Here is an 18,708-nt window from a genome sequence, read left to right on the forward strand (position 1 = left end):
CGGTGGGGCATGAGGGCCTTTCCGGTAGCCGGTGCAGATGTCGCAATCCACACCAAGCCAGAAGGCCCTCACCCATTACAAGATCAACCGGCCGTGACCCCCGTCACCAACCTCTGTGGTCAGTACATCTAGCGTCCTGACTCGGGACACCAGGGACTCAGGACACCAGGCGTCCGGTCGATTCATCAGCAGCGCAGGGCCTGGGCTAGGGCGTTGACGCTGATGTCGGTGACCGTGCGGAGTTCCGCTTCGCTCGTTCCCGCCCTGCTCATCACGGCCAGCGACTGGTTGACCGCCGCGAAGTGGACGGCGAAGTCCTCGACGTCGCTCGCGGCCAGCTCCGTGCAGCTCAAGGCGGTGCGCAGCCGGGCACGCTGGCGGCCCAGGGCTTCGCTCGCGCGGGCGGCGATCGCGGCGTTGAGGACCGGCGTCGTCATCGCGGTCTGCGCGATCAGGCATCCGTCGGGTACGTCGGGGTCGGCGATGCGCTCCAGGGTCACGTCGAAGAACGCCCGTACCGCGTCGACCGCCGGGCCGCCGGCGAGCGCCTGGTCGTAACGGTCGCCGTACCGCGCGGCGTAGCGGTCCAGGCAGCGCAGGTAGAGCGCGTCCTTGTCGCCGAATGTCGCGTAGATCGAGCTGCGGTTCAAGCCGGTTGCCTTCGAGAGGTCGTCGATCGACGTGTCGGCGTATCCGGCGCGCCAGAACTGGACCATCGCCGCGTCGAGCACCGCGTCGACGTCGAACTGCTTCTTGCCGGCCATCCGCGCACGCACCTCACTCTTCCTTCTCGGGGCTCTCGCCCATCTTATCTTGAACTGATCGGTTCAAGATGCGCTAGGCTGCGGGCATGACCGAAGACGAGCAGTTCCCCCAGCCGAAGAACCTCGTCCCCGACCTGCCGCTGCACGAGGTCGCGGGCTTCACGCACCGCTGGGTGGACGCGGACGGCGTCGTGCTGCACGCCGTGGAAGGCGGCCGGCCGGACGGGCCCGCCGTCGTGCTGCTCGCTGGGTTCCCACAGAGCTGGTGGGCATGGCGCGAGGTGATGCCGCAGCTCGCCGAGCGCTATCGCGTGGTCGCGATCGACCTTCCGGGCCAGGGACACTCCGAGCGTCCACCCGCGGGCTACGACACGCACACCGTCGCCTCGCACGTCCAGGCCGCGGTGAACGCGCTCGGCGTGCGGACGTACTGGCTCGCTGCGCACGACATCGGGGCGTGGGTCGCCTTCTCGCTCGCCCTGATGGACCGGGGTGGCAGCCTGCACGGCCTGGCCTTGCTCGACGCCGGCATCCCCGGGATCACGCTCCCGGACGCCGTCCCCACCGATCCCGCGCGGGCCTGGAAGACGTGGCATTTCGCGTTCCACCTGGTGCCGGAGCTGCCGGAGACGCTGCTTGCCGGGCGCGAGCGCGAATACGTCGAGTGGTTCCTGACGGCGAAGGCACTGGCCCCGGACGCGTTCAAGCCCGCCGAGGTCGAGCACTACGCCGCCGCCGTCGCTGCCGAGGGCGGGCTACGGGCCTCGCTCGCCTACTACCGCGAGGCCGCGGAATCGGCGGCCAGGAACCACGAGGCGCTCGAACGGGGCCGGCTGACGATCCCCGTGCTGGGAGTCTCCAGCTCGCACGGCTCGATCCCCGACATGGCCGCCTCCGTCAGGCCGTGGGCGCCGAACACGGCCGGCGTCGTCATCCCGCAGGCCGGCCACTTCATCCCGGACGAGCAGCCCGAGGCGACCGCGGCCGCGCTGATCGCGTTCGTCGAGCGCGGCGGCGCGGCCGGGTAGCGCGGGCGAGGGTCAGAAGATCTTGCGCAGCTTGAGCACGTCGCCGATCGAGGCGCCGACCTTGATCCGGCCGGAGCCCCAGGCCTGCAGGAAGTTCAGCCGGCCGTCCACCAGCGCGAGCAGGTCGTCGCTCGGGATGGTCAGCCTGATCTGCGCGTTCGGCAGCCGCGAGACGTCGTCGTAGTCGGCCACGTCCAGCAGCCGCGCCTGCTTCATCCGGCCGTGGAAGGCGACCCCCAGGTCGGGCACCGTGCAGCTGACGGTGCGTTCGAAGTCGTTCTTTGCGCGCCGGTCGTCGTCCAGGCCGCCCAGCTTCGCAGCCAGCCGGTCCAGGGCGGCGGCGCATTCGTCTTTGGTCGCCACGTTCGGCACCCTACACATCCCGATTGTCGGTCGCACGCGATACGGTCTACGACATGAGCAGCCCCGAGATCGCCGAACTGCCGCAGGCGCACGCGGACAGCCCGATCCCCGCGCCCGAGCCGACCGGGAACGCGGCGGTCGACGCCGCCCTGGAGCGGCTGCGCGAGCTGGCCGAGCGGCCCGCGGCCGAGCACCCGGCGCTCTACGACGACGTCCACCAGCGCCTGCAGGCCGCTCTCGCGGACCTGGGGCGGTAGTCGAGGGGCCTTTTCCGGGATGGCAGGGCAGGAGCGGCGGCGGCTGGACGCCGAGCTGGTGCGGCGCAGGCTGGCCCGCTCGCGGGAGCAGGCGGCCGAGCTGATCGAGGCCGGCCGGGTGACGGTCGGCGGGCAGCGGGCGGCGAAGGCGGCGACCCGGGTCGAGACCTCGGCGGCGATCGTGGTGGCCGCGCCGCCGGAGGGCGAGCCGGAGTACGCATCGCGCGGCGGGCACAAGCTCGCGGGCGCGCTCGAGGCCTTCGGCCCGGCCGGCCTGCGGGTGGCCGGGCGGCGCTGCCTGGACGCCGGAGCGTCCACCGGCGGGTTCACCGACGTGCTGCTGCGCGCCGGGGCCCGGCAGGTCGTGGCGGTCGACGTCGGCTACGGGCAGCTGGTCTGGGAGCTGCGCAACGACGCGCGGGTCGTGGTCGTGGACCGCACCAACGTGCGCGAGCTGACGCTGGATCAGATCGGCGGGGAGCCGGTGGAACTCGTGGTGGGGGATCTGTCGTTCATCTCCTTGACGCTGGTGCTTCCCGCGCTGGTGCGCTGCGCCGTCCCGGAGGCGGACTTCGCACTGATGGTCAAGCCGCAGTTCGAGGTCGGCCGGGAACGACTCGGCTCGGGCGGTGTGGTCCGCGATCCGGACCTGCACGCCGAGTCGGTGCGCGCGGTCGCCGGCGCGGCGGCGCAGCTCGGCCTCGGCGTGCTCGGGGTCACGGCCAGTCCGCTGCCCGGGCCGAGCGGCAACGTTGAGTACTTCCTGTGGATGCGCCGCGGTGCCGAGCCGCTGCGGGACGAGGAGGTGCGCCGCGCCGTGGCCGAGGGCCCGGCGGGCGCGGCCGCCCGCTGACCGTGCCGATATCCGCCGGTCCGCGGCGCCCCCGGAAAGCGCCGCGTCGGTGAGAATGGTTGTGAGTAGGAAAGGCAGAAGGGAACCACGGGTGAGCGCGATGTCCGGTCCGTCCGAGCGCGATGAGGCGTTCGGCGCGGCCTACGGCCCGGCGTGGCACGAGTCCGGGGATGACGGGCCTGCGCGCGGGGGCGGCCCGGCGTGGCACGAGTCCGGAGACGAGGGGCCTGCGCGCGGGGGCGGCCCGGCGTGGCACGAGTCCGGAGACGAGGGGCCTGCGCGCGAGGGTGGCCCGGCGTGGCACGAGTCCGGGGATGACGGGCGTGCGCGCGAGGGTGGCCCGGCGTGGCACGAGTCCGCGGACGAGGCGCCCGGCCGCGAGGGTGCCACGGCGTACGCCCCCGTCCGGCATGTGCCGCCGGGCGAGGGGCCGCAGCGCACCGTGCTGCTCATCACGCACACCGGCCGCAGCGAGGCGCGGGACGCGGCCCGGAAGGTGGCGCACTGGCTCTCGGTCGCCGGGATCGCGGTGCGGATGCTCGCGCCGGAGGTCGAGATGGACCGGCTCGAGGTCGGCGAGCCCGGGAGCTGGATCGTGCCGGAGGACCGGCACGCGGTCGAGGGATGCGAGCTCGTCGTGGTGCTCGGCGGGGACGGGACGCTGCTGCGCGGCGCGGAGCTCGCCCGGATGGCCGACATCCCGCTGCTCGGCGTGAACCTCGGCCGGGTCGGCTTCCTCGCCGAGGCGGAGCTGGAGGACCTGCACGAGGTCGTCGAGCGGATCGTCGAGCACCGGTACGAGGTCGAGGAGCGGATGACGCTCGACGTGCAGGTCACCCGGCACGGCGAGTTCGTCGGGCAGACCTGGGCGCTGAACGAGGCGAGCGTGGAGAAGCGGGCGCGCGAGCGGATGCTGGAGGTGCTGGTCGAGATCGACGGCCGGCCCCTCTCCCGCTGGGGCTGCGACGGGGTCGTGTGCGCGACGCCGACCGGCTCGACCGCCTACGCCTTCTCCGCGGGCGGCCCGATCGTCTGGCCCGGGGTGGAGGCGCTGCTGCTGGTGCCGATCTCGGCGCACGCGCTGTTCGCCAGGCCGCTGGTCGCCGCGCCGGACTCGCTGCTGGCCATCGACGTGCAGGACGGGCAGGGCCCCGGCCACGAGGGTACCGGCGTGCTCTGGTGCGACGGCCGCAGGACCCTGACGCTGCCGCCGGGCGCGCGGGTGGAGGTGCGCCGCGGCTCCCGGCCGGTCCGGCTTGCCCGGCTGCACCAGGCGCCGTTCACCGATCGGCTTGTGGCCAAGTTCGCGCTGCCGGTGGACGGCTGGCGCGCCGCGCGCTGATCCGGGCGCGGCTGTCGGTGGCCGCAGTGCGCCGCGGCACCCGGCCGGTCCGGCTTGCCCGGCTGCACCAGGCGCCGTTCACCGATCGGCTCGTGGCCAAGTTCGCGCTGCCGGTGGACGGCTGGCGCGCCGCGCGCTGATCCGGGCGCGGCTGTCGGTGGCCGCTGGGAGACTGGTCGGCGTGATCATCGGTTTGCGGACGCCCCGGCCCAAGGGCGCGGTCGGCGCGCGGGACACGGAGGAGCACCACCGCGTCTCCACGCCGCTGGAGCTGTTCTTCGACCTCTGCTTCGTCGTCGCGGTGGGGCAGGCCGGCCGGGAGCTGGCGCATGCGATCGAGCTGGGCGAGCTCAGGCACGGGCTGAGCGCGTACGCGGCGGTGTTCTTCGCGATCTGGTGGGCCTGGATGAACTACTCCTGGTTCGCCACCGCCTTCGATCCGGACGACGTGCCGTTCCGGCTGGCCACCTTCGTGCAGATCGCCGGCGCGCTGGTGATCGCGGCCGGGGTGCCGCGCGCGTTCGAGCACCGGGACTTCACCGTCGTCGTCATCGGGTACGTCATCGTGCGGCTGGCCTTCGCCTCGCAGTGGCTGCGGGTCTACCGGGACAATCCGGAGTTGCGCGGGCTCGCGGCGCGCTGGGGCGGCGGCGTGCTGGTCGTGCAGCTGTTCTGGGTGCTGCTCCAGCTGGTGCACTCCCCGGCCGCGTACGACGCGGGATTCGGCGCGCTGGTCGTGGCCGAGCTGCTGGTGCCCTACTGGGCCGAGCGCGGCGGTTCGCTGCCGTTCCATCCGCACCACATCGCCGAGCGGTACGGCCTGTTCACGCTGATCGTGCTCGGCGAGACCGTCGCGGCGGCGACGGTCGCGATCCAGGGCGCGATGAGCGGGCACGAGGATGTCAGGAAGCTCGTGCTGCTCGCGTTCGGCGGCCTGCTGATCGTGTTCTCGGCCTGGTGGATCTACTTCGCGCACGAGGCGGGGGATCTGCTGGGGGAGCGGACGTCGCCGTACCTGTGGGGGTACGGGCACTACATCGTGTTCGCGTCGGCCGCCTCGATCGGGGCCGGGGCCGAGGTGGCCGCCGCGTGGACGGGCGGGGGCGGGGAGATCTCGGCGCGGCTCGCGGCGGGCTCGGTGACCGTGCCGACGGCGCTGCTGCTGCTCGTGATCTGGGTCCTGCAGGCGCGGCACTTCAAGCGGGGCCCCGCGCAGGCGGTCATGCCGGCCACGGCCGCGGCGGTGCTGCTGTGCACGTTCGCCGGGAGCTACGCCGTGTTCCTGGCAGGGCTGTGCTGCGCCGCGTCGGTGATCCTCGGCGTCTACGGCGAACGGCTCGGATCCGTCGGCACCGCATCCGGGGCGTGACGGCGAACGGCCCGGATCCGTGGGACCCGGGCCGTCTGAAGCCTGATGCAGTCGCGGACTCAGTCCGGCCGGGCCGCGCCGACGTACGGCATGTTGCCGTAGTAGGGCGAACTCGGGTTCAGCGAGGCCCACTCGACGTAGGAGCCGGGGTGGGTGGCCTGGATGTACATCCCGTTGCCGATGTAGATGGCCACGTGGCTCGGGCCGGCCGAGGTCGGGAAGAAGAAGAGCAGGTCGCCGGGCTGCAGGTCGGCCTCGGAGACGTGCGGAAGTGCGGCGTACTGGTCGTACGAGTCGCGCGGGATGCTGATGCCCGCGGCCTTCCAGGCTTCCTGGGTCAGGCCGGAGCAGTCGAACTCGTTCGGGCCGTTGGCCGCGTAGACGTAGTCGTCGCCGAGCTTGGATTCGGCGTAGGCCACGGCGATCGCGGCGCGGCCGGTGGCGACGGGCAGGGTTCCCGAGTAGTGGAACCACATGCTGCCGGTCGAGCCGATGCTGACCTGCTCCTGCTCGGCCGGGGTGAGCGAGGCGACGAGCTCCTTGGCCGCGGCGGTGAGGTTGTCGGCCTGCTGCTTGGCCGCCTTCGCCTTCGCCAGCGCCGCCTGCTGCTGCTGCACGAGCGTGGCGGCGAGCGCCTGCTCCTGCTTGAGCTCGGCCTGGTCGGTCGCGATCGTCTTGAGCTGCTTGGCCTCCTGCGAGGCGATCTCGTTCTGGCTCGCGACCTTGTCGAGGTACGTGGTGGGGCTGGCGGAGAGGGTCAGCTCGAGGGTGGAGCTGACGCCGCCGTTGCGGTACTGCTGGGCGGCCTGCAGGCCGATCGTGGCGTCCAGGGTGGAGATCTGCTGGTTCTGCTGGCTGATCTCGCCCTGCAGCGCGTCGATCTTCTGCTGGAGCTGGGCGTAGGCCTGCTCCTCGGAGTCGTAGGTCTGGCCGGCCGCCTCACTCTGGCTCAGGTCCGACTGGTACTGCGCCTTGGCCTGGGCGAGCGTCTCGGCCTGGCTGGAGCTCGGGACCAGGGCCACCGTCCCCGCGCTGAGCCCGACCACGGCGACGGCCGTGGCTTTTCGCGGGGTGATCAACTTCGGTGCTCGGTGACCTGCGGTACTCATCGAACTCCACAATCCCTTCTGAGGCAGCACTCAGACTGAATGAGGCATTGGACTGAACTTGAAGCGTTACCTTGCCAGGCGCTCGCCCAAGGGAGGTAGTCGGCAGCGTAAAAAATCCGTTTGCTCCCCCGGGTTTAGCGCGCGGACGCCGATTCCGATGAGCCGAACGGATTAACGCAGTACGCTGTGGTATGCCCGTTTCGCCCTGGGGGATGCTCCCGGAGTAAGGGGTCGAATCGGACACGTGTCACGGTATGGTCACAGCGTCTCCGGCGGCGCCCCGGTTTCCGACACGGCGTCAATAAGATTCCCGTGAGGGGCGGCTCGGCCCGCGCGCGCCGCGCGGAGCGGATAGTCTCGTGGTGTGCTGGAGCAGATGCGCATCCGCGGGCTCGGCGTGATCGAGGACGCGGTTCTCAGCTTCGCGCCGGGCTTCAACGCCGTCACCGGCGAGACCGGCGCGGGCAAGACCATGGTCGTCACCGGGCTGGGACTGCTGTTCGGCGACCGCGCGGAAAGCGGCCGGGTCCGGCCCGGCGCCGGGCGCGCCGTGGTCGAGGGGCGCCTGGAACTGCCCGAGTCCGGCCGCGCGGTCAAGCGCGCCGAGGAGTACGGCGCCTCGCTCGATCCCGCGGACCCCGGGGCCGACGGCGATCCGCGCCGGGAGCTGCTGATCAACCGCAGTGTCGCGGCCGCCGGATCCAGCGGCTCGCGCGCCTTCCTCGGCGGCCAGCCGGTCCCGGTCTCGGTGCTCGCCGACCTCGCCGAGGACCTGGTGGAGATGCACGGCCAGGCCTCACAGCAGCTGCTGCGCCAGCCCTCCCGGCAGCGCGACGCGCTGGACCGGTACGCGGGCGAGCCGGTGCTCGCCGCGCTCGCCGAGTACCGCACTGCTTATAACGCGTATAAGAGCGTGTGCGCGGAGCTCGAGGAGCTGAGCACGAAGGCGGCCGAGCGCTTCCGCGAGGCCGATTCGCTGCGCTACGCGCTCGCCGAGATCGAGAAGGCCGACCCGCAGCCCGGCGAGCGCGAGGAGCTCGCCGCCGAGATCGAGCGGCTCGGCAGCGCCGAGGAGCTGCGGATGGCCGCGGCCCGCGCGCACGAGGCCCTGAGCGCGCAGGAGACCTCGGAGTCCGCGCTCGACGCGGCGACCCTGGTCAACCACGCGCGCCGCTCGCTGGACACCGCCAAGGACAAGGACCCGGCGCTCGCCGCGCTCGCGGGCCGGCTCGACGACGTCTACTGGCAGCTGACCGAGCTCGCCACCGACGTCGCCGGATATCTCGCCGGCATCGAGGCCGACCCGGCCCGGCTCGAATACGCGCACGAGCGCGTCGCCGACATCGACGCGCTGTGCCGGCACGTGGGCCGCTACCTCACCGATTCGGCCGATCCCGGCGGCCCGAGCGTGGCCGAGGTGCTGGCCTGGGGCGAGCAGGCGGCGCTGCGGCTGGCCGAGCTGGAGGGCGACGACGGCCGCATCGCCGAGCTGACCGAATCCCGGGACGCGCTGCACGAGCAGCTCGGCGGCCTCGCGGACCGGGTGAGCGAGCTGCGCGGCCGGGCCGCGGGCAGCTTCGCCGAGGCGGTCGGCACGGAGCTGGCCGCGCTCGCGATGCCGCACGCGCGCATCGAGGTGCGCCTCAAGCGGCGCGAGGAGTTCGGCTCCTCCGGCCGCGACGACGTCGAACTGCTGCTCGCCCCGCACCCCGGCGCCCCGTTCCTGCCGATCGCCAAGGGTGCCTCGGGCGGCGAGCTCAGCCGCGTCATGCTGGCGATCGAGGTGGTGTTCGCGGGCGCCGACCCGGTGCCGACGCTCGTCTTCGACGAGATCGACCAGGGCGTCGGCGGCTCGGCCGCGATCGAGATCGGCCGCAGGCTGGCCCGGCTGGCCCGCAGCAGCCAGGTCATCGTGGTCACGCACCTGCCGCAGGTCGCCGCGTTCGCCGACCGGCAGCTCGTGGTCGTCAAGGACAGCGACGGCGGCGTCACCTCGTCCGGGGTCACGGTCGTCGCCGACGCGGACCGCTACACCGAGATCGCCCGCATGCTCTCCGGCCGCGCCGAGTCGGACTCGGCGAAGGACCACGCCCGCGAACTCGTCGACGCCGCCATCGCGGAGCGCAAGCTGCCGTGATCTGATCGGCTCAGGATCGGCCACGGCGTCGCCCGCCGAGCCGTTCGCGGGCCGATGACGGGCGTTTGCGTGGTCGGCGCCCGGGCGTCCTCGGGTTGCCCGCGGGTTAATTGCGGGTGCGCCTTCAGGCAGACCTGGCACGATAGTGGGCGATGAGGAGCAGTTTGCGTGGTCGGCGCTCGAAGAGCCCGACGCCGGTCGAGCCGAGCGGACAGGGCAGCGAGGAGCCTGCCGCGCTCGGTGAGCAGACGCTGCACACCCTCCAGGTGCTGCGGATGGACAAGCGCACCAAGAACCTCACCAAGCGGCTGCGGCCCGGCGACATCGCGCTGATCGACCACCAGGACATCGACCGCGTGGCCGGCGAGGCGCTGGTCGCGGCGCGGCCCTCGGCCGTGCTCAACGCCGCCGCCTCCATCTCGGGCACGTATCCGAACCTCGGGCCCGAGATCATCGTCGCCGCCGGGATTCCGCTGATCGACGAGGTCGGCGCGGAGCTGTTCGAGATCGCCAAGGAGGGCGAGCTGCTTCGGATCGAGGGCGGCGTGCTGCTGCGCGGCGACGTGCCGCTGGCCGCCGGGCGGCTGCTGGCGATGGACGACGTGGTCGACGCCATGGAGGAGGCCAGGCTCGGGCTCTCCGAGCAGCTGGAGAACTTCGTCGAGAACACGCTGGAGTTCCTGCGCAAGGAGCGGGAGCTGCTGCTCGACGGCGTGGGCGTGCCCGCGATCAAGACCGACCTGGCCGAGAAGCACGTGCTGATCGTCGTGCGCGGCGACCACTACCGCGAGGACCTGGCCGCGCTGCGGCCCTACATCCGCGAGTACCGGCCGGTGATGATCGGCGTGGACGGCGGCGCGGACGCGATCCTGGAGGCCGGGTACCGTCCCGGGCTGATCGTCGGCGACATGGACTCGGTCTCCGACAAGGCGCTGACCTGCGGCGCGGAGATCGTTTTGCACGCCTACCGGGACGGCCGGGCCCCGGGGCTCGACCGGATCCGCGACCTCGGCCTCGGCTACGCGGTCTTCCCGGCCGCCGCGACCAGCGAGGACATCGCGATGCTGCTCGCCGACGACAAGGGCGCCAAGCTGATCGTCGCGGTGGGCGCGCACGTGAACCTGATCGAGTTCCTGGACAAGGGCCGCTCCGGGATGGCCTCGACCTTCCTCACCCGCCAGCGGCTGGCCGGCAAGCTCGTGGACGCCAAGGGCGTCTCCCGGCTCTACCGCAGCCAGATCTCCACCGGCTCGCTGTTCCTGCTGGTCGCGGCCGCGATCATCACGCTGGTCGGCACGCTGGCCGTCTCGCCGTGGGCGGGAGCCTACTGGGAGGTGCTGCGGGGATACTGGGACAACTTCGTCTTCTGGGTGCAAGGAATCTTCTCGTGATCGACTTCCGCTACCACGTCGTATCGATCGTCGCGATCTTCCTCGCGCTCACGGTGGGCCTGGTGATCGGCGCGTCGATCCTGTCCAAGGGCGTGGCCGACAGCCTGCGCAGCGACCTGTCCCAGCGCAACGACCAGATCAAGAGCCAGCAGCACCAGATCAACACGCTCAAGACGCAGATGGACCAGCAGGACAAGTACATCACCGACACCGCCGGCCAGCTGGTGGCCGGGCGCCTGAGCGGGCTGTGCGTGGCGGTGGTGGAGATCGCCGGGTCGGATTCGGACGCGTACTCGGCCGTGCACACGATGCTCCAGAAGCAGAGCGGCGCGACGGTCTGCAGCGAGACGACGATCAACGCCTCGCTCTCCACCGCCGCCTCCTCGGACCAGGAGGAGGCGATGAGCCTGCTCGTCGCCGAGCACACCCCGGCCGGGCAGAAGCCGGCCGGCACGGTCGCGCAGGAGTCGATGGAGCTGATCGGCGAGGCGTTGACGACGTATCAGACGCCCGGCGCGTCGGCCGCGGCCTCGACCACCGCGGCGTCGCCGACCTCGACCGCGACCTCGAAGGCGACGACGGCCGCGACCGGTGCCGCGACCTCGACCAGCGCGGCGCCCGGGACGATGACCGCGGGCGAGGCGCTCGCGACGCTGAAGGACTACCAGTCGGCGGGCTTCATCACGATGGTGACGCAGCCGGTCTCCGGCGAGCAGGCGTCGCTGGCGTACATCCAGGCGCCGACCACGGCGAACGCGGACGCCGACAACCAGACGTACATCACGCTGGCCGAGGCGCTGCGCAAGGGCGGCGCGGGAACGGTCGTCGGCGGCTCGGGGGACTCGGCGGAGAAGGCCGGGCTGGTGTACGCGATCATCAACGATTCCACGGCGACGCGTGAGATCAGCACCGTTGACAACACGGATGTGACGATGGGACAGGTCGCGGCCGTGTTCTGCCTCGATGCCGAGTCGCAGGCCGCGGACGCATCCGCGGGCCACTACGGCACCGGCGCGAACAACGACGGGCCGCTGCCGCCGATCGCCGCGGGCCCGGGGAGCTGAGCCGCCCCGTCCGCGCGGCGCGGCGCGTTCGCGTGGCGGGCGTAGGCTGTCGCCTCGGCGGACGAGGTGACGGATCGGACTGAGGGTCACATGGGACAGGTGGCGCGTACTGTGCTCGCGGCGGCGACCGGGGCCGCGCTCGCGCGGATCGGACTGCGCGCGGCCCGCTCGTACGCGAGCAGCGACGCCGCCAAGGGCACGATGCTCGACGAGCAGCGCTGGAGCCGGGTGAACCACCGCGGCGAGCCGGTCACGCTGCTCGAGGGTCCGGTGTACGCGGCGGCCGCGTCGGCCGCGGTGCTCGCCGCGCCGGGGCTGTCCGGCCGGATGCGGGCGGCCGGAATCGCCGCCGCGGCGGGTGCCGGGGCGTTCGGCGTGTACGACGACCTGTACGGGAACGCGGACCGGCGCGGTATCAGGGGCCACCTGACGGCGCTGGCGCACGGCGAGGTGACGACCGGCGGCGTGAAGATCGCCGGGATCGGCGCGGTGGGCGTGCTCGGGGGCTGCCTGGCCCGGCGCGGCGGATCGGCGCTGGACAAGGCACTCGCGGCGGTCGTCGTCGCGGCCGCGGCCAACGCCGTGAACCTGCTGGACCTGCGGCCCGGCCGGGCGATCAAGGGCGCTGCGCTGGCCGCGGCGCCGGGGATGCTCACGCGCGCGGTACGTCGCGATGCGGCACGGGCCGGGGTGTCGGGCGCGCCTCGGCGGGGTACGGATCTTCCCATGGCAGGGAGCGCGAACACGATGGCCGCCGCCGGACTCGGCGCGGCCCTCGCCCTGCTGCCGGAGGACCTGGGCGAGCGCTCGATGCTGGGCGACGCGGGCGCGAACGCGCTGGGCGCGCTGCTCGGGCTGGCCGCCGCGGCCGGCGCGCGCTCGACCGCCGGGCTGGCGTGCCGCGCGGCCGCGCTGACCGGGGTGAACCTGGCGAGCGAGAAGGTCTCGTTCACGAAGGTGATCGCCGGCTCCGCGCCGCTGAACGCGATCGACCTGTGGGGCCGCCGTCCCGCGGCCGCGCCGAACGTGCCGCCGCAGTCGAGTCCGGGCTCACGTGGCTGAGGAGGGACCGACCGACGCACGGGCCCGGCGGCAGCTGGGTGTTTCAGAACGAACGGAACAGGTTCGAGCCCCGCGCCGCCCGAAGCAGCACGCGCCGGAACCGCACAACGTGGACGAGCCGCTGCTGCTCGTGCGGATCGAAGAGCTCGACGAGGCCGATCCGGCGAACGCGTTCGCCGCGGCCGGCGGCTCGGTCGCCCGCGCCGCCGCGCTGATCGCGGCCGTGACCGTGCTCTCCCGGCTCTTCGGCTTCCTGCGCACGCTGGCCTTCTCGCACACCGTCGGGCACGGCGACCTGGCCGACGCGTACAACTCGGCGAATCAGATGCCGAACACGATCTTCGACATCGTGGCCGGCGGCGCGCTGGCCGGCGTCGCGGTGCCGCTGCTGGCCGGGCCGCTCAGCCGCGGCGAGCGCGGGTACGCCTCGCGCACCGTGTCCGCGCTGCTGACCTGGGCGCTGGCCGCGCTGCTGCCGCTGAGCCTGCTCGGCATCGGGCTCGCGGCGCCGCTCGGCCGGCTGATCGCGGGCCCGCACGGGCCCCTCGGCGTCTATCCGCAGCTCGTAGGGCACTTCCTGATCCTGTTCCTGCCGCAGATCCCGCTCTACGGCGTGGCGGTGGTGCTGTCCGCGGCCCTGCAGGCGGACCGGCGCTTCCTGGCGCCCGCGATCGCGCCGCTGCTCTCGAGCCTGGTGATGGTCGGCACGTACCTGGCCTTCGGCGTGCTCGATCCGGACGCGGGCTCCGACATCTGGACGCTGACCGCGCACTCCCGGCTGGTGCTCGGGCTCGGCACCACGGCCGGAGTCGCGATGCTCGCGCTGTGCCTGCTGCCCGCCGTGCGCCGGGCCGGATTCCGCATCAGGCCGACGTTCACCTTCGAGCCCGGCGTGGCCCGCCAGGCCAGGCACCTCGCGGTCGCCGGGGTGGTGACGCTGATCGCGCAGAACTTCGCGGTGCTCGGCGTCGTGTTCCTGACCAACTACGCGGACCCGAGCGGCGGCGCGCTGACCGTCTACAACTTCAGCTGGGCCGTGTACCTGCTGCCGTACGCGGTGCTCGTCGTGCCGCTGGCCACCAGCGCGTTCACCGATTTCGCGGCACGCGCGGACAGCGGCGACATGTACGGCTACCGCGCCGGGATCGCCGCGACCACGCGCGCGGTGCTGCTGGCCACGTGCGCGGGCGCGGCGCTGCTCGCGGCCGAGGCGTGGCCGACCGCGAGCCTGTTCATCGCGCCCGGCGGGGGTACGGACGCGTCGACCATGGCGTACGGGATGCTCGCGTTCGCCCCCGGCTTGCTCGGCTACGCGGCGATCGCGCTGCTCGGCCGCGTGCTCTACGCGGCGGGTCACGGCCGGGACGCGGCGGTCGCGACCGTGACCGGCTGGCTGGTCGTCTTCGCCGTCGACGCCGTGCTGATCATCAACTGGCCGGGCCACGCGGTGACCGCGCTGGGCCTCGGCAACGCTGTCGGGATGACGCTGGCCGGGATACTGCTGATGGCGGCGGTGCGCAGGCGCGTTGGGCGCGGCGTGTTCCAGGGCCTGGGCCGAACGGCTGCCGCGGGCGGCATCGCGGCGGTGGCTTCGGGTGCGGCGGGCTGGATGCTCGGCGCGTGGTTCGGCTGGACGGACTCGGGAGCCGCGCTGCTCGTCGCGCCGCTGTGCGCCACGCTGACGCTGATCGTGTTCGGCGCGGTCGTGCTCCCACTCGACGGAGCCGAATTGCGGCCGCTGGTGATGCGTGCGCTGGCCCAGTTCCCCAAGCTTCGGTCCGGAGGCCGCGCCTGATGCGCGTCGTCCTCGTCCTGGGGCCGAGCACCGGCGGGATCGGCACGTACGTCCGCGCGCTCGTCGAACACTGCGTCGGCCTCGGCGACCAGGTCGTCGTCGTCGGGCCCGCGTCCACGGAGCGGCACTTCGCGTTCACCGCCACCGGAGCGCGCTTCGTCACGCCGCAGCGGCTTCGCAGAGTCCTGAAGCACGCCGACGTGGTCCACTCGCACGGCTTCAAGGCCGCCGCCCTGGTGAATCTCGCGCTTACCGGCCGGCGCAGCCCGCGCCACGTCGTCACCCTGCACAACCCTCTCCCCGCCACCGGCCCGCGCGCCGTCGTCGGCCGCTTCGCCGTACGCGGGCCCGACGTCGTCCTCGGCGCATCGTCAGACCTCGTGCAGCGGGCCCGCGAGCTCGGCGCGGCCCGCGAAGTCTCGCTCTGCCCCGTCCCGGCGCCGCCGCTGCCCGAGCCCACCCGCTCGCGCGTCGAGATCCGCCGCGACCTGGCCGTTCCCGACGGCGACAACCTGCTCCTCGCCGTCGGCCGCTTGGCCCCGCAGAAGTCGCTCCCCGTGCTGCTCGACGCGATCGCCCTGCTCGGGGACCTCCCTGTCCGCCTCGCGATCGCCGGCGAAGGCGCTGAGCGCGCCGCCCTGGCCGCGCGCATCGAGTCCGACAAGCTCCCCGTCGCGCTCCTCGGCCACCGCGGCGACGTCGCCGACCTGCTCGCCGCGGCCGACGTGTTCGTGCTCGCATCCCGATGGGAGGCGCGCGCGCTCGTCGTCCAGGAGGCCCTGCGCGCCGGAGTCCCGGTGGTGGCGACGGCGGTCGGCGGCCTGCCCGAACTCGTCGGCGGCGCCGCGATCCTCGTCCCCGCCGACGACGCGGCCGCCCTCGCGGGCCAGATCCGCCGCGTGGTCACCGATCCCGCGCTGCGCAACGGGATGCGGGCAGCAGGACCCGTGCGCGCCGCGACGTGGCCCCCGTACGCCGAGGCCCTTGCCGTGGCCCGCGCCTGGTACCGCGAGAGGAATAGTCCGGCGACTCAGAGCGCTGTTGCATGACATGACGCTCGAAATCGGTGTGATCCTCCCGACCTCGACCCCCGATCCGTCCACGCCGATCCTCGGCGACATCCGCGAGGCGGCCCGGCTGGCGGAGCAGCTCGGGCTGGACAGTGTCTGGAGCACCGACCACCTCATCGCGAGCGCGCCGATCCTCGACAGCACGGCCGTGCTCGGCGTCGCCGCGGGCGCGACCGAGCGGATCCGCATCGGATACGGCGTGCTGCTGCTCGCGCTGCGACCGGTCGCCTGGGCCGCGAAGCAGATCAGCACGCTGCAATACGTCTCGGGCGGCCGGCTCGAGGTCGGCGTCGGCACCGGCGGCGTCAACCACGGCGACATCGGCTGGCGCGCGGCCGGGCAGTCCTTCGCGGACCGTGGCCCGCGCACCGACGAGGCGCTGCGCCGCCTGCCGAGCCTGATCGCGGGCGAGCCGACGGTCCTGGAGGACGACACCGAGGTCACCCTCGCCCCCGGCGCGAGCGTCCCGCCGATCTTCGTCGGCGGCGAAAGCCTCAGGGCCCGCAGACGCGCCGCCGAGTTCGGCGAGGCCTGGATCAGCATCGGCGCCGCGCCCGAGGACATCGCCAAGCACCGCGCCCAACTCGCCGAACTCGCCGCCGCCCACGAGCGCCCGGCCCCGTACCCGATCGTCGTCGCCACGAACCTCGCCGGCGACCGCAAGCAGGCCCTCGACCAGCTCGCCGCCTACGCCGCCGCCGGCACCCGCCGCGTCGTCGTGCCGCCCACGGGGGCGGACTGGCGCGCCGCCTACGAGAGCGCCGCCGCGCTGAAGCAGGAGCTAGCCGCGTCCCTGTGAGCAGCCTGCCGTTTCTGCTGTCTCAGGCCACGACGTTGCGGATGAACCGAGTGATCCCGTCGTGCACGTTGACGTACGCGTACTCCTGAGCGGTGCTGTAGATCGCGTAACCGCCGGCCTCGACGGTGATCGGCCCCTGCGCGAGGTCGATCAGCAGGCGCCCCTCCGTGACCACGGTCATCTCGTGCCAGCCCTCGGGATCGGGCTCGGCCGTGTACCGGTCGCCGGGAGCCAGCGTCCACGTCCAGAGCTGCGCGGAGTGGCGAGCCGGGACGCTGCCGAGCAGGACCGCCTCACTGCCCGGCCGGGCGCCGCGCCAGGCCAGGGCCTCGATGCGCAGGTCGCGAGCGGCGGGATCGCTGACCAGGTCGACGAAGTCCGCGCCGAGCGCCTCGGCGAGGTGGTCGAGGCTGGAGAGGCTGATGTTCGTCGCGCCGCCCTCGAGGTTGACGATCATCCGGCGGCTGATGCCCGAGGCCTGCGCGAGCGCCGCCTGGCTGAGCCCGGCGCGACGGCGCAGCTCGCGCAGGTTCTGGGCGACAAAGGCGAGAACGTCGGATCGCTCGCTGGACGTGTGCACTATACTGCGCATATACTGCGCAGTATGCTGCACACTGCCACGTCTCGCGCGCGGCGCCCCGCCTTCGGCCGCCACGACCTGGCCCTGGTCGCCGTCACGATGGTCTGGGGCTCGACCTTCCTGATCATCCACATCGCGATGCGCCACAGCGGTCCTCTCTTCTTCGTCGGCCTCCGCTTCACCACCGCCGGGCTGTTCACCCTACTGCTCTTCCCCGCCGCCCTCCGCGGAGCGACCCGGCGCGAGCTCGGGGCCGGGGCGCTGATCGGCGCGACTCTCGCCGTGGGCTACGGGATGCAGACCTACGGCCTGCAGACAATCCCGAGCAGCACGTCCGCCTTCATCACAGCGCTCTACGTCCCCCTGGTGCCGCTCTTCCAGTGGCTCATCATGCGCCGGCCCCCCAAGCCCGCCGGACTGGCCGGGATCGCCTGCGCGTTCACCGGCCTGCTCCTGCTCGCCGGCCCCAACGGCACGTCGCTGCACTTCAGCGCCGGCGAACTGGCGACGCTCGGCGCAGCGATATCCGCGGCCGCCGAGATCGTGCTGATCGGCCGCTACGCGGGCAACGTAGACCTGCGCCGGATCACCGTCATCCAACTGCTCACCGCCGGCCTGCTCTCGTTCCTCGCGATGCCCGCCACCGGCGAGTCGATCCCGTCCTTCTCCTGGATCTGGCTAGCGGCCGCCGTAGGCCTCGGCCTCGCCACCGCCCTGATCCAGCTCACGATGAACTGGGCGCAAGCCTCAGTCCCGCCCATGCGCGCGACGGTCATCTACGCGGGCGAGCCGGTCTGGGCCGGCCTCATCGGCTGGCTCAGCGGCGACCAACTGCCGGCCCTGGCCGTCGCGGGCGCCGGCCTCATCGTCCTGGGCGTCCTGGTGGGTGAGCTGAGGCTCCCGCGCCGTGACCGCGACGGTGACGGCGACGGCAACGGTGACGGTGACCGTGACCGTGACCGCGACACTGACCGCGGCCGTGACCGCGACAGCTACCGTGACCGCGTTGCTTCTCGCTGAGTTGCGTGTAGCCGGCATGCTGGATTTCCCTCGCGCCGTCGTTGACGTCGACGTCCACCGCGTCGGCCACGTCCGTTACGTCCGCCGCGTCTAGCATCGTCCTGGTGAACCATTCCGCGAACGTCACCATCGCCGTGCTCGAATCCGCAGACGACGAGGCCGTCGAAGCCTTCGCCCGCCTGATCCCGCTCCTGTCCACCGGCGCACCGATCCCGGACCGAGCGAGAGTGGAGAAGGTCCTGGCCCACGAAGCGAATACCGTCTTCGCAGCCAGAGCCCTGACGCCCGAGGCGGACCGACGTGCCGGTGCGATCATCGGCCTGGCGACGCTAGTCCGACTGGAACTGGGAACGGGCACGGAGGCACGCCTGGAAGACGTGGTCGTAGACGAGTCCGCCCGCGGCGCCGGCGTAGGCCGCGCCCTAGCCGTCGCCGCCCTTGAAGCCGCCGCGACACGCGGCGCCCGCTACGTGGACCTAACCTCGGCTCCCCACCGAGCCGCCGCCCGCGCCCTCTACCGAAGCCTCGGCTTCGAGGAGCGCGAGACGGGAGTCTTCCGGCACCGCCTGGAGGACTACCGCTAGCCGCGGCACTCTTCCGCGCCGACGACTCTGTGGTCATGGACGATGTCGAGTTCCGAGTGAGTCAGAGGCCGTGGCTGAGCTTGAATCCGCAGCCGGAGCTGCCACGTCACGGGTGGGAGGG

The 18,708-nt window shown here is 72.7% G+C and carries 18 protein-coding genes and 1 pseudogene; 15 read left to right on the forward strand and 4 right to left on the reverse strand.

The window, feature by feature from the left end; genetic code table 11:
* Positions 1–185: 185 nt before the first annotated feature.
* A complete protein-coding gene (locus tag KDK95_RS28895; RefSeq protein WP_306466719.1) occupies positions 186–764 on the reverse strand; it encodes a TetR/AcrR family transcriptional regulator in 579 nt (192 codons plus the stop codon).
* A gap of 86 nt (positions 765–850) precedes the next feature.
* Between KDK95_RS28895 and KDK95_RS28900 the strand changes: the two genes are divergently transcribed.
* Positions 851–1,792 (forward strand): alpha/beta fold hydrolase, encoded by a 942-nt coding sequence (locus tag KDK95_RS28900; protein ID WP_212521484.1) that lies wholly within the window; start codon positions 851–853, stop codon positions 1,790–1,792.
* A 12-nt stretch (positions 1,793–1,804) separates the two neighbouring features.
* Here the strand turns inward: KDK95_RS28900 and KDK95_RS28905 are convergent, their stop codons facing one another.
* Positions 1,805–2,155, reverse strand: a complete 351-nt coding sequence (locus KDK95_RS28905) for a sterol-binding protein (RefSeq protein WP_212521485.1) — start codon at positions 2,153–2,155, stop codon at positions 1,805–1,807.
* Between the two features lie 53 nt (positions 2,156–2,208).
* Here KDK95_RS28905 and KDK95_RS28910 point away from each other — a divergent pair, with 53 nt between their 5' ends.
* The 5 genes and pseudogenes from KDK95_RS28910 (at position 2,209) to KDK95_RS28925 (ending at position 5,976) form a co-directional block, all read left to right on the forward strand.
* Positions 2,209–2,412, forward strand: a complete 204-nt coding sequence (locus tag KDK95_RS28910) for a PH domain-containing protein (protein ID WP_212521486.1) — start codon at positions 2,209–2,211, stop codon at positions 2,410–2,412.
* Between the two features lie 19 nt (positions 2,413–2,431).
* Positions 2,432–3,265, forward strand: a complete 834-nt coding sequence (locus KDK95_RS28915) for a TlyA family RNA methyltransferase (protein WP_212521487.1) — start codon at positions 2,432–2,434, stop codon at positions 3,263–3,265.
* Between the two features lie 412 nt (positions 3,266–3,677).
* Positions 3,678–4,607 (forward strand): NAD kinase, encoded by a 930-nt coding sequence (locus tag KDK95_RS28920; RefSeq protein WP_372463402.1) that lies wholly within the window; start codon positions 3,678–3,680, stop codon positions 4,605–4,607.
* A 26-nt stretch (positions 4,608–4,633) separates the two neighbouring features.
* Positions 4,634–4,747: pseudogene (gene ppnK / locus KDK95_RS37225) on the forward strand (NAD kinase); the annotation flags it as partial.
* Between the two features lie 41 nt (positions 4,748–4,788).
* Positions 4,789–5,976, forward strand: coding sequence for a low temperature requirement protein A (locus KDK95_RS28925; RefSeq protein ID WP_212521488.1), 1,188 nt, complete (start codon positions 4,789–4,791; stop codon positions 5,974–5,976).
* A gap of 59 nt (positions 5,977–6,035) precedes the next feature.
* Here the strand turns inward: KDK95_RS28925 and KDK95_RS28930 are convergent, their stop codons facing one another.
* Complete coding sequence (locus tag KDK95_RS28930; RefSeq protein ID WP_212521489.1) at positions 6,036–7,085, reverse strand: C40 family peptidase; 1,050 nt, start codon at positions 7,083–7,085, stop codon at positions 6,036–6,038.
* A gap of 376 nt (positions 7,086–7,461) precedes the next feature.
* On the opposite strand from KDK95_RS28930, the gene recN reads away from it, so the two are divergent.
* From recN to KDK95_RS28965, 7 genes are all read left to right on the forward strand, one after another.
* The gene (recN, locus tag KDK95_RS28935; protein WP_212521500.1) at positions 7,462–9,222 is read left to right on the forward strand and encodes a DNA repair protein RecN; all 1,761 of its coding nucleotides are present in this window, start codon (positions 7,462–7,464) and stop codon (positions 9,220–9,222) included.
* Between the two features lie 152 nt (positions 9,223–9,374).
* Positions 9,375–10,613 carry a putative cytokinetic ring protein SteA gene (gene steA, locus KDK95_RS28940; RefSeq protein ID WP_212521490.1) on the forward strand — a complete coding sequence of 413 codons (1,239 nt, stop codon included), beginning with the start codon at positions 9,375–9,377 and terminating at the stop codon, positions 10,611–10,613.
* Entirely contained in the window at positions 10,610–11,677 is a 1,068-nt protein-coding gene (locus KDK95_RS28945; protein WP_212521491.1) for a copper transporter, read from the forward strand. Before steA ends, KDK95_RS28945 begins: the two co-directional genes overlap by 4 nt.
* Positions 11,678–11,767: 90 nt before the next feature.
* Positions 11,768–12,739 carry a hypothetical protein gene (locus KDK95_RS28950; protein ID WP_372463401.1) on the forward strand — a complete coding sequence of 324 codons (972 nt, stop codon included), beginning with the start codon at positions 11,768–11,770 and terminating at the stop codon, positions 12,737–12,739.
* Between the two features lie 109 nt (positions 12,740–12,848).
* A complete protein-coding gene (murJ, locus tag KDK95_RS28955) occupies positions 12,849–14,534 on the forward strand; it encodes a murein biosynthesis integral membrane protein MurJ (protein WP_212521493.1) in 1,686 nt (561 codons plus the stop codon).
* On the forward strand, positions 14,534–15,583 hold the full coding sequence (locus KDK95_RS28960) for a glycosyltransferase family 4 protein (RefSeq protein WP_212521494.1): 1,050 nt from the start codon (positions 14,534–14,536) through the stop codon (positions 15,581–15,583). The genes murJ and KDK95_RS28960 overlap by 1 nt, the downstream gene beginning before the upstream one ends.
* A gap of 1 nt (position 15,584) precedes the next feature.
* Entirely contained in the window at positions 15,585–16,403 is an 819-nt protein-coding gene (locus KDK95_RS28965; RefSeq protein ID WP_212521495.1) for an LLM class flavin-dependent oxidoreductase, read from the forward strand.
* A gap of 22 nt (positions 16,404–16,425) precedes the next feature.
* Here the strand turns inward: KDK95_RS28965 and KDK95_RS28970 are convergent, their stop codons facing one another.
* Positions 16,426–16,995, reverse strand: coding sequence for a helix-turn-helix domain-containing protein (locus tag KDK95_RS28970; RefSeq protein ID WP_212521496.1), 570 nt, complete (start codon positions 16,993–16,995; stop codon positions 16,426–16,428).
* 12 nt (positions 16,996–17,007) lie between these two features.
* On the opposite strand from KDK95_RS28970, the gene KDK95_RS28975 reads away from it, so the two are divergent.
* Entirely contained in the window at positions 17,008–18,003 is a 996-nt protein-coding gene (locus KDK95_RS28975; RefSeq protein WP_212521497.1) for a DMT family transporter, read from the forward strand.
* 104 nt (positions 18,004–18,107) lie between these two features.
* A complete protein-coding gene (locus tag KDK95_RS28980; RefSeq protein WP_212521498.1) occupies positions 18,108–18,587 on the forward strand; it encodes a GNAT family N-acetyltransferase in 480 nt (159 codons plus the stop codon).
* Positions 18,588–18,708 lie beyond the last annotated feature (121 nt).

Source organism: Actinospica acidithermotolerans (genome assembly GCF_018139625.1).
GTDB lineage: Bacteria > Actinomycetota > Actinomycetes > Streptomycetales > Catenulisporaceae > Actinospica > Actinospica acidithermotolerans.

Bases quoted from the DNA above. Each gene is read 5' to 3' on its own strand.
- KDK95_RS28910 (WP_212521486.1), top strand. From the start codon at position 2,209: ATGAGCAGCCCCGAGATCGCCGAACTGCCGCAGGCGCACGCGGACAGC.
- recN (WP_212521500.1), top strand. From the start codon at position 7,462: ATGCGCATCCGCGGGCTCGGCGTGATCGAGGACGCGGTTCTCAGCTTC.
- KDK95_RS28960 (WP_212521494.1), top strand. From the start codon at position 14,534: ATGCGCGTCGTCCTCGTCCTGGGGCCGAGCACCGGCGGGATCGGCACG.
- KDK95_RS28930 (WP_212521489.1), bottom strand. From the start codon at position 7,085: ATGAGTACCGCAGGTCACCGAGCACCGAAGTTGATCACCCCGCGAAAA.
- KDK95_RS28975 (WP_212521497.1), top strand. From the start codon at position 17,008: ATGCTGCACACTGCCACGTCTCGCGCGCGGCGCCCCGCCTTCGGCCGC.
- KDK95_RS28900 (WP_212521484.1), top strand. From the start codon at position 851: ATGACCGAAGACGAGCAGTTCCCCCAGCCGAAGAACCTCGTCCCCGAC.
- KDK95_RS28970 (WP_212521496.1), bottom strand. From the start codon at position 16,995: ATGCGCAGTATAGTGCACACGTCCAGCGAGCGATCCGACGTTCTCGCC.
- KDK95_RS28965 (WP_212521495.1), top strand. From the start codon at position 15,585: ATGACGCTCGAAATCGGTGTGATCCTCCCGACCTCGACCCCCGATCCG.
- KDK95_RS28895 (WP_306466719.1), bottom strand. From the start codon at position 764: ATGGCCGGCAAGAAGCAGTTCGACGTCGACGCGGTGCTCGACGCGGCG.
- KDK95_RS28950 (WP_372463401.1), top strand. From the start codon at position 11,768: ATGGGACAGGTGGCGCGTACTGTGCTCGCGGCGGCGACCGGGGCCGCG.
- steA (WP_212521490.1), top strand. From the start codon at position 9,375: ATGAGGAGCAGTTTGCGTGGTCGGCGCTCGAAGAGCCCGACGCCGGTC.
- KDK95_RS28915 (WP_212521487.1), top strand. From the start codon at position 2,432: ATGGCAGGGCAGGAGCGGCGGCGGCTGGACGCCGAGCTGGTGCGGCGC.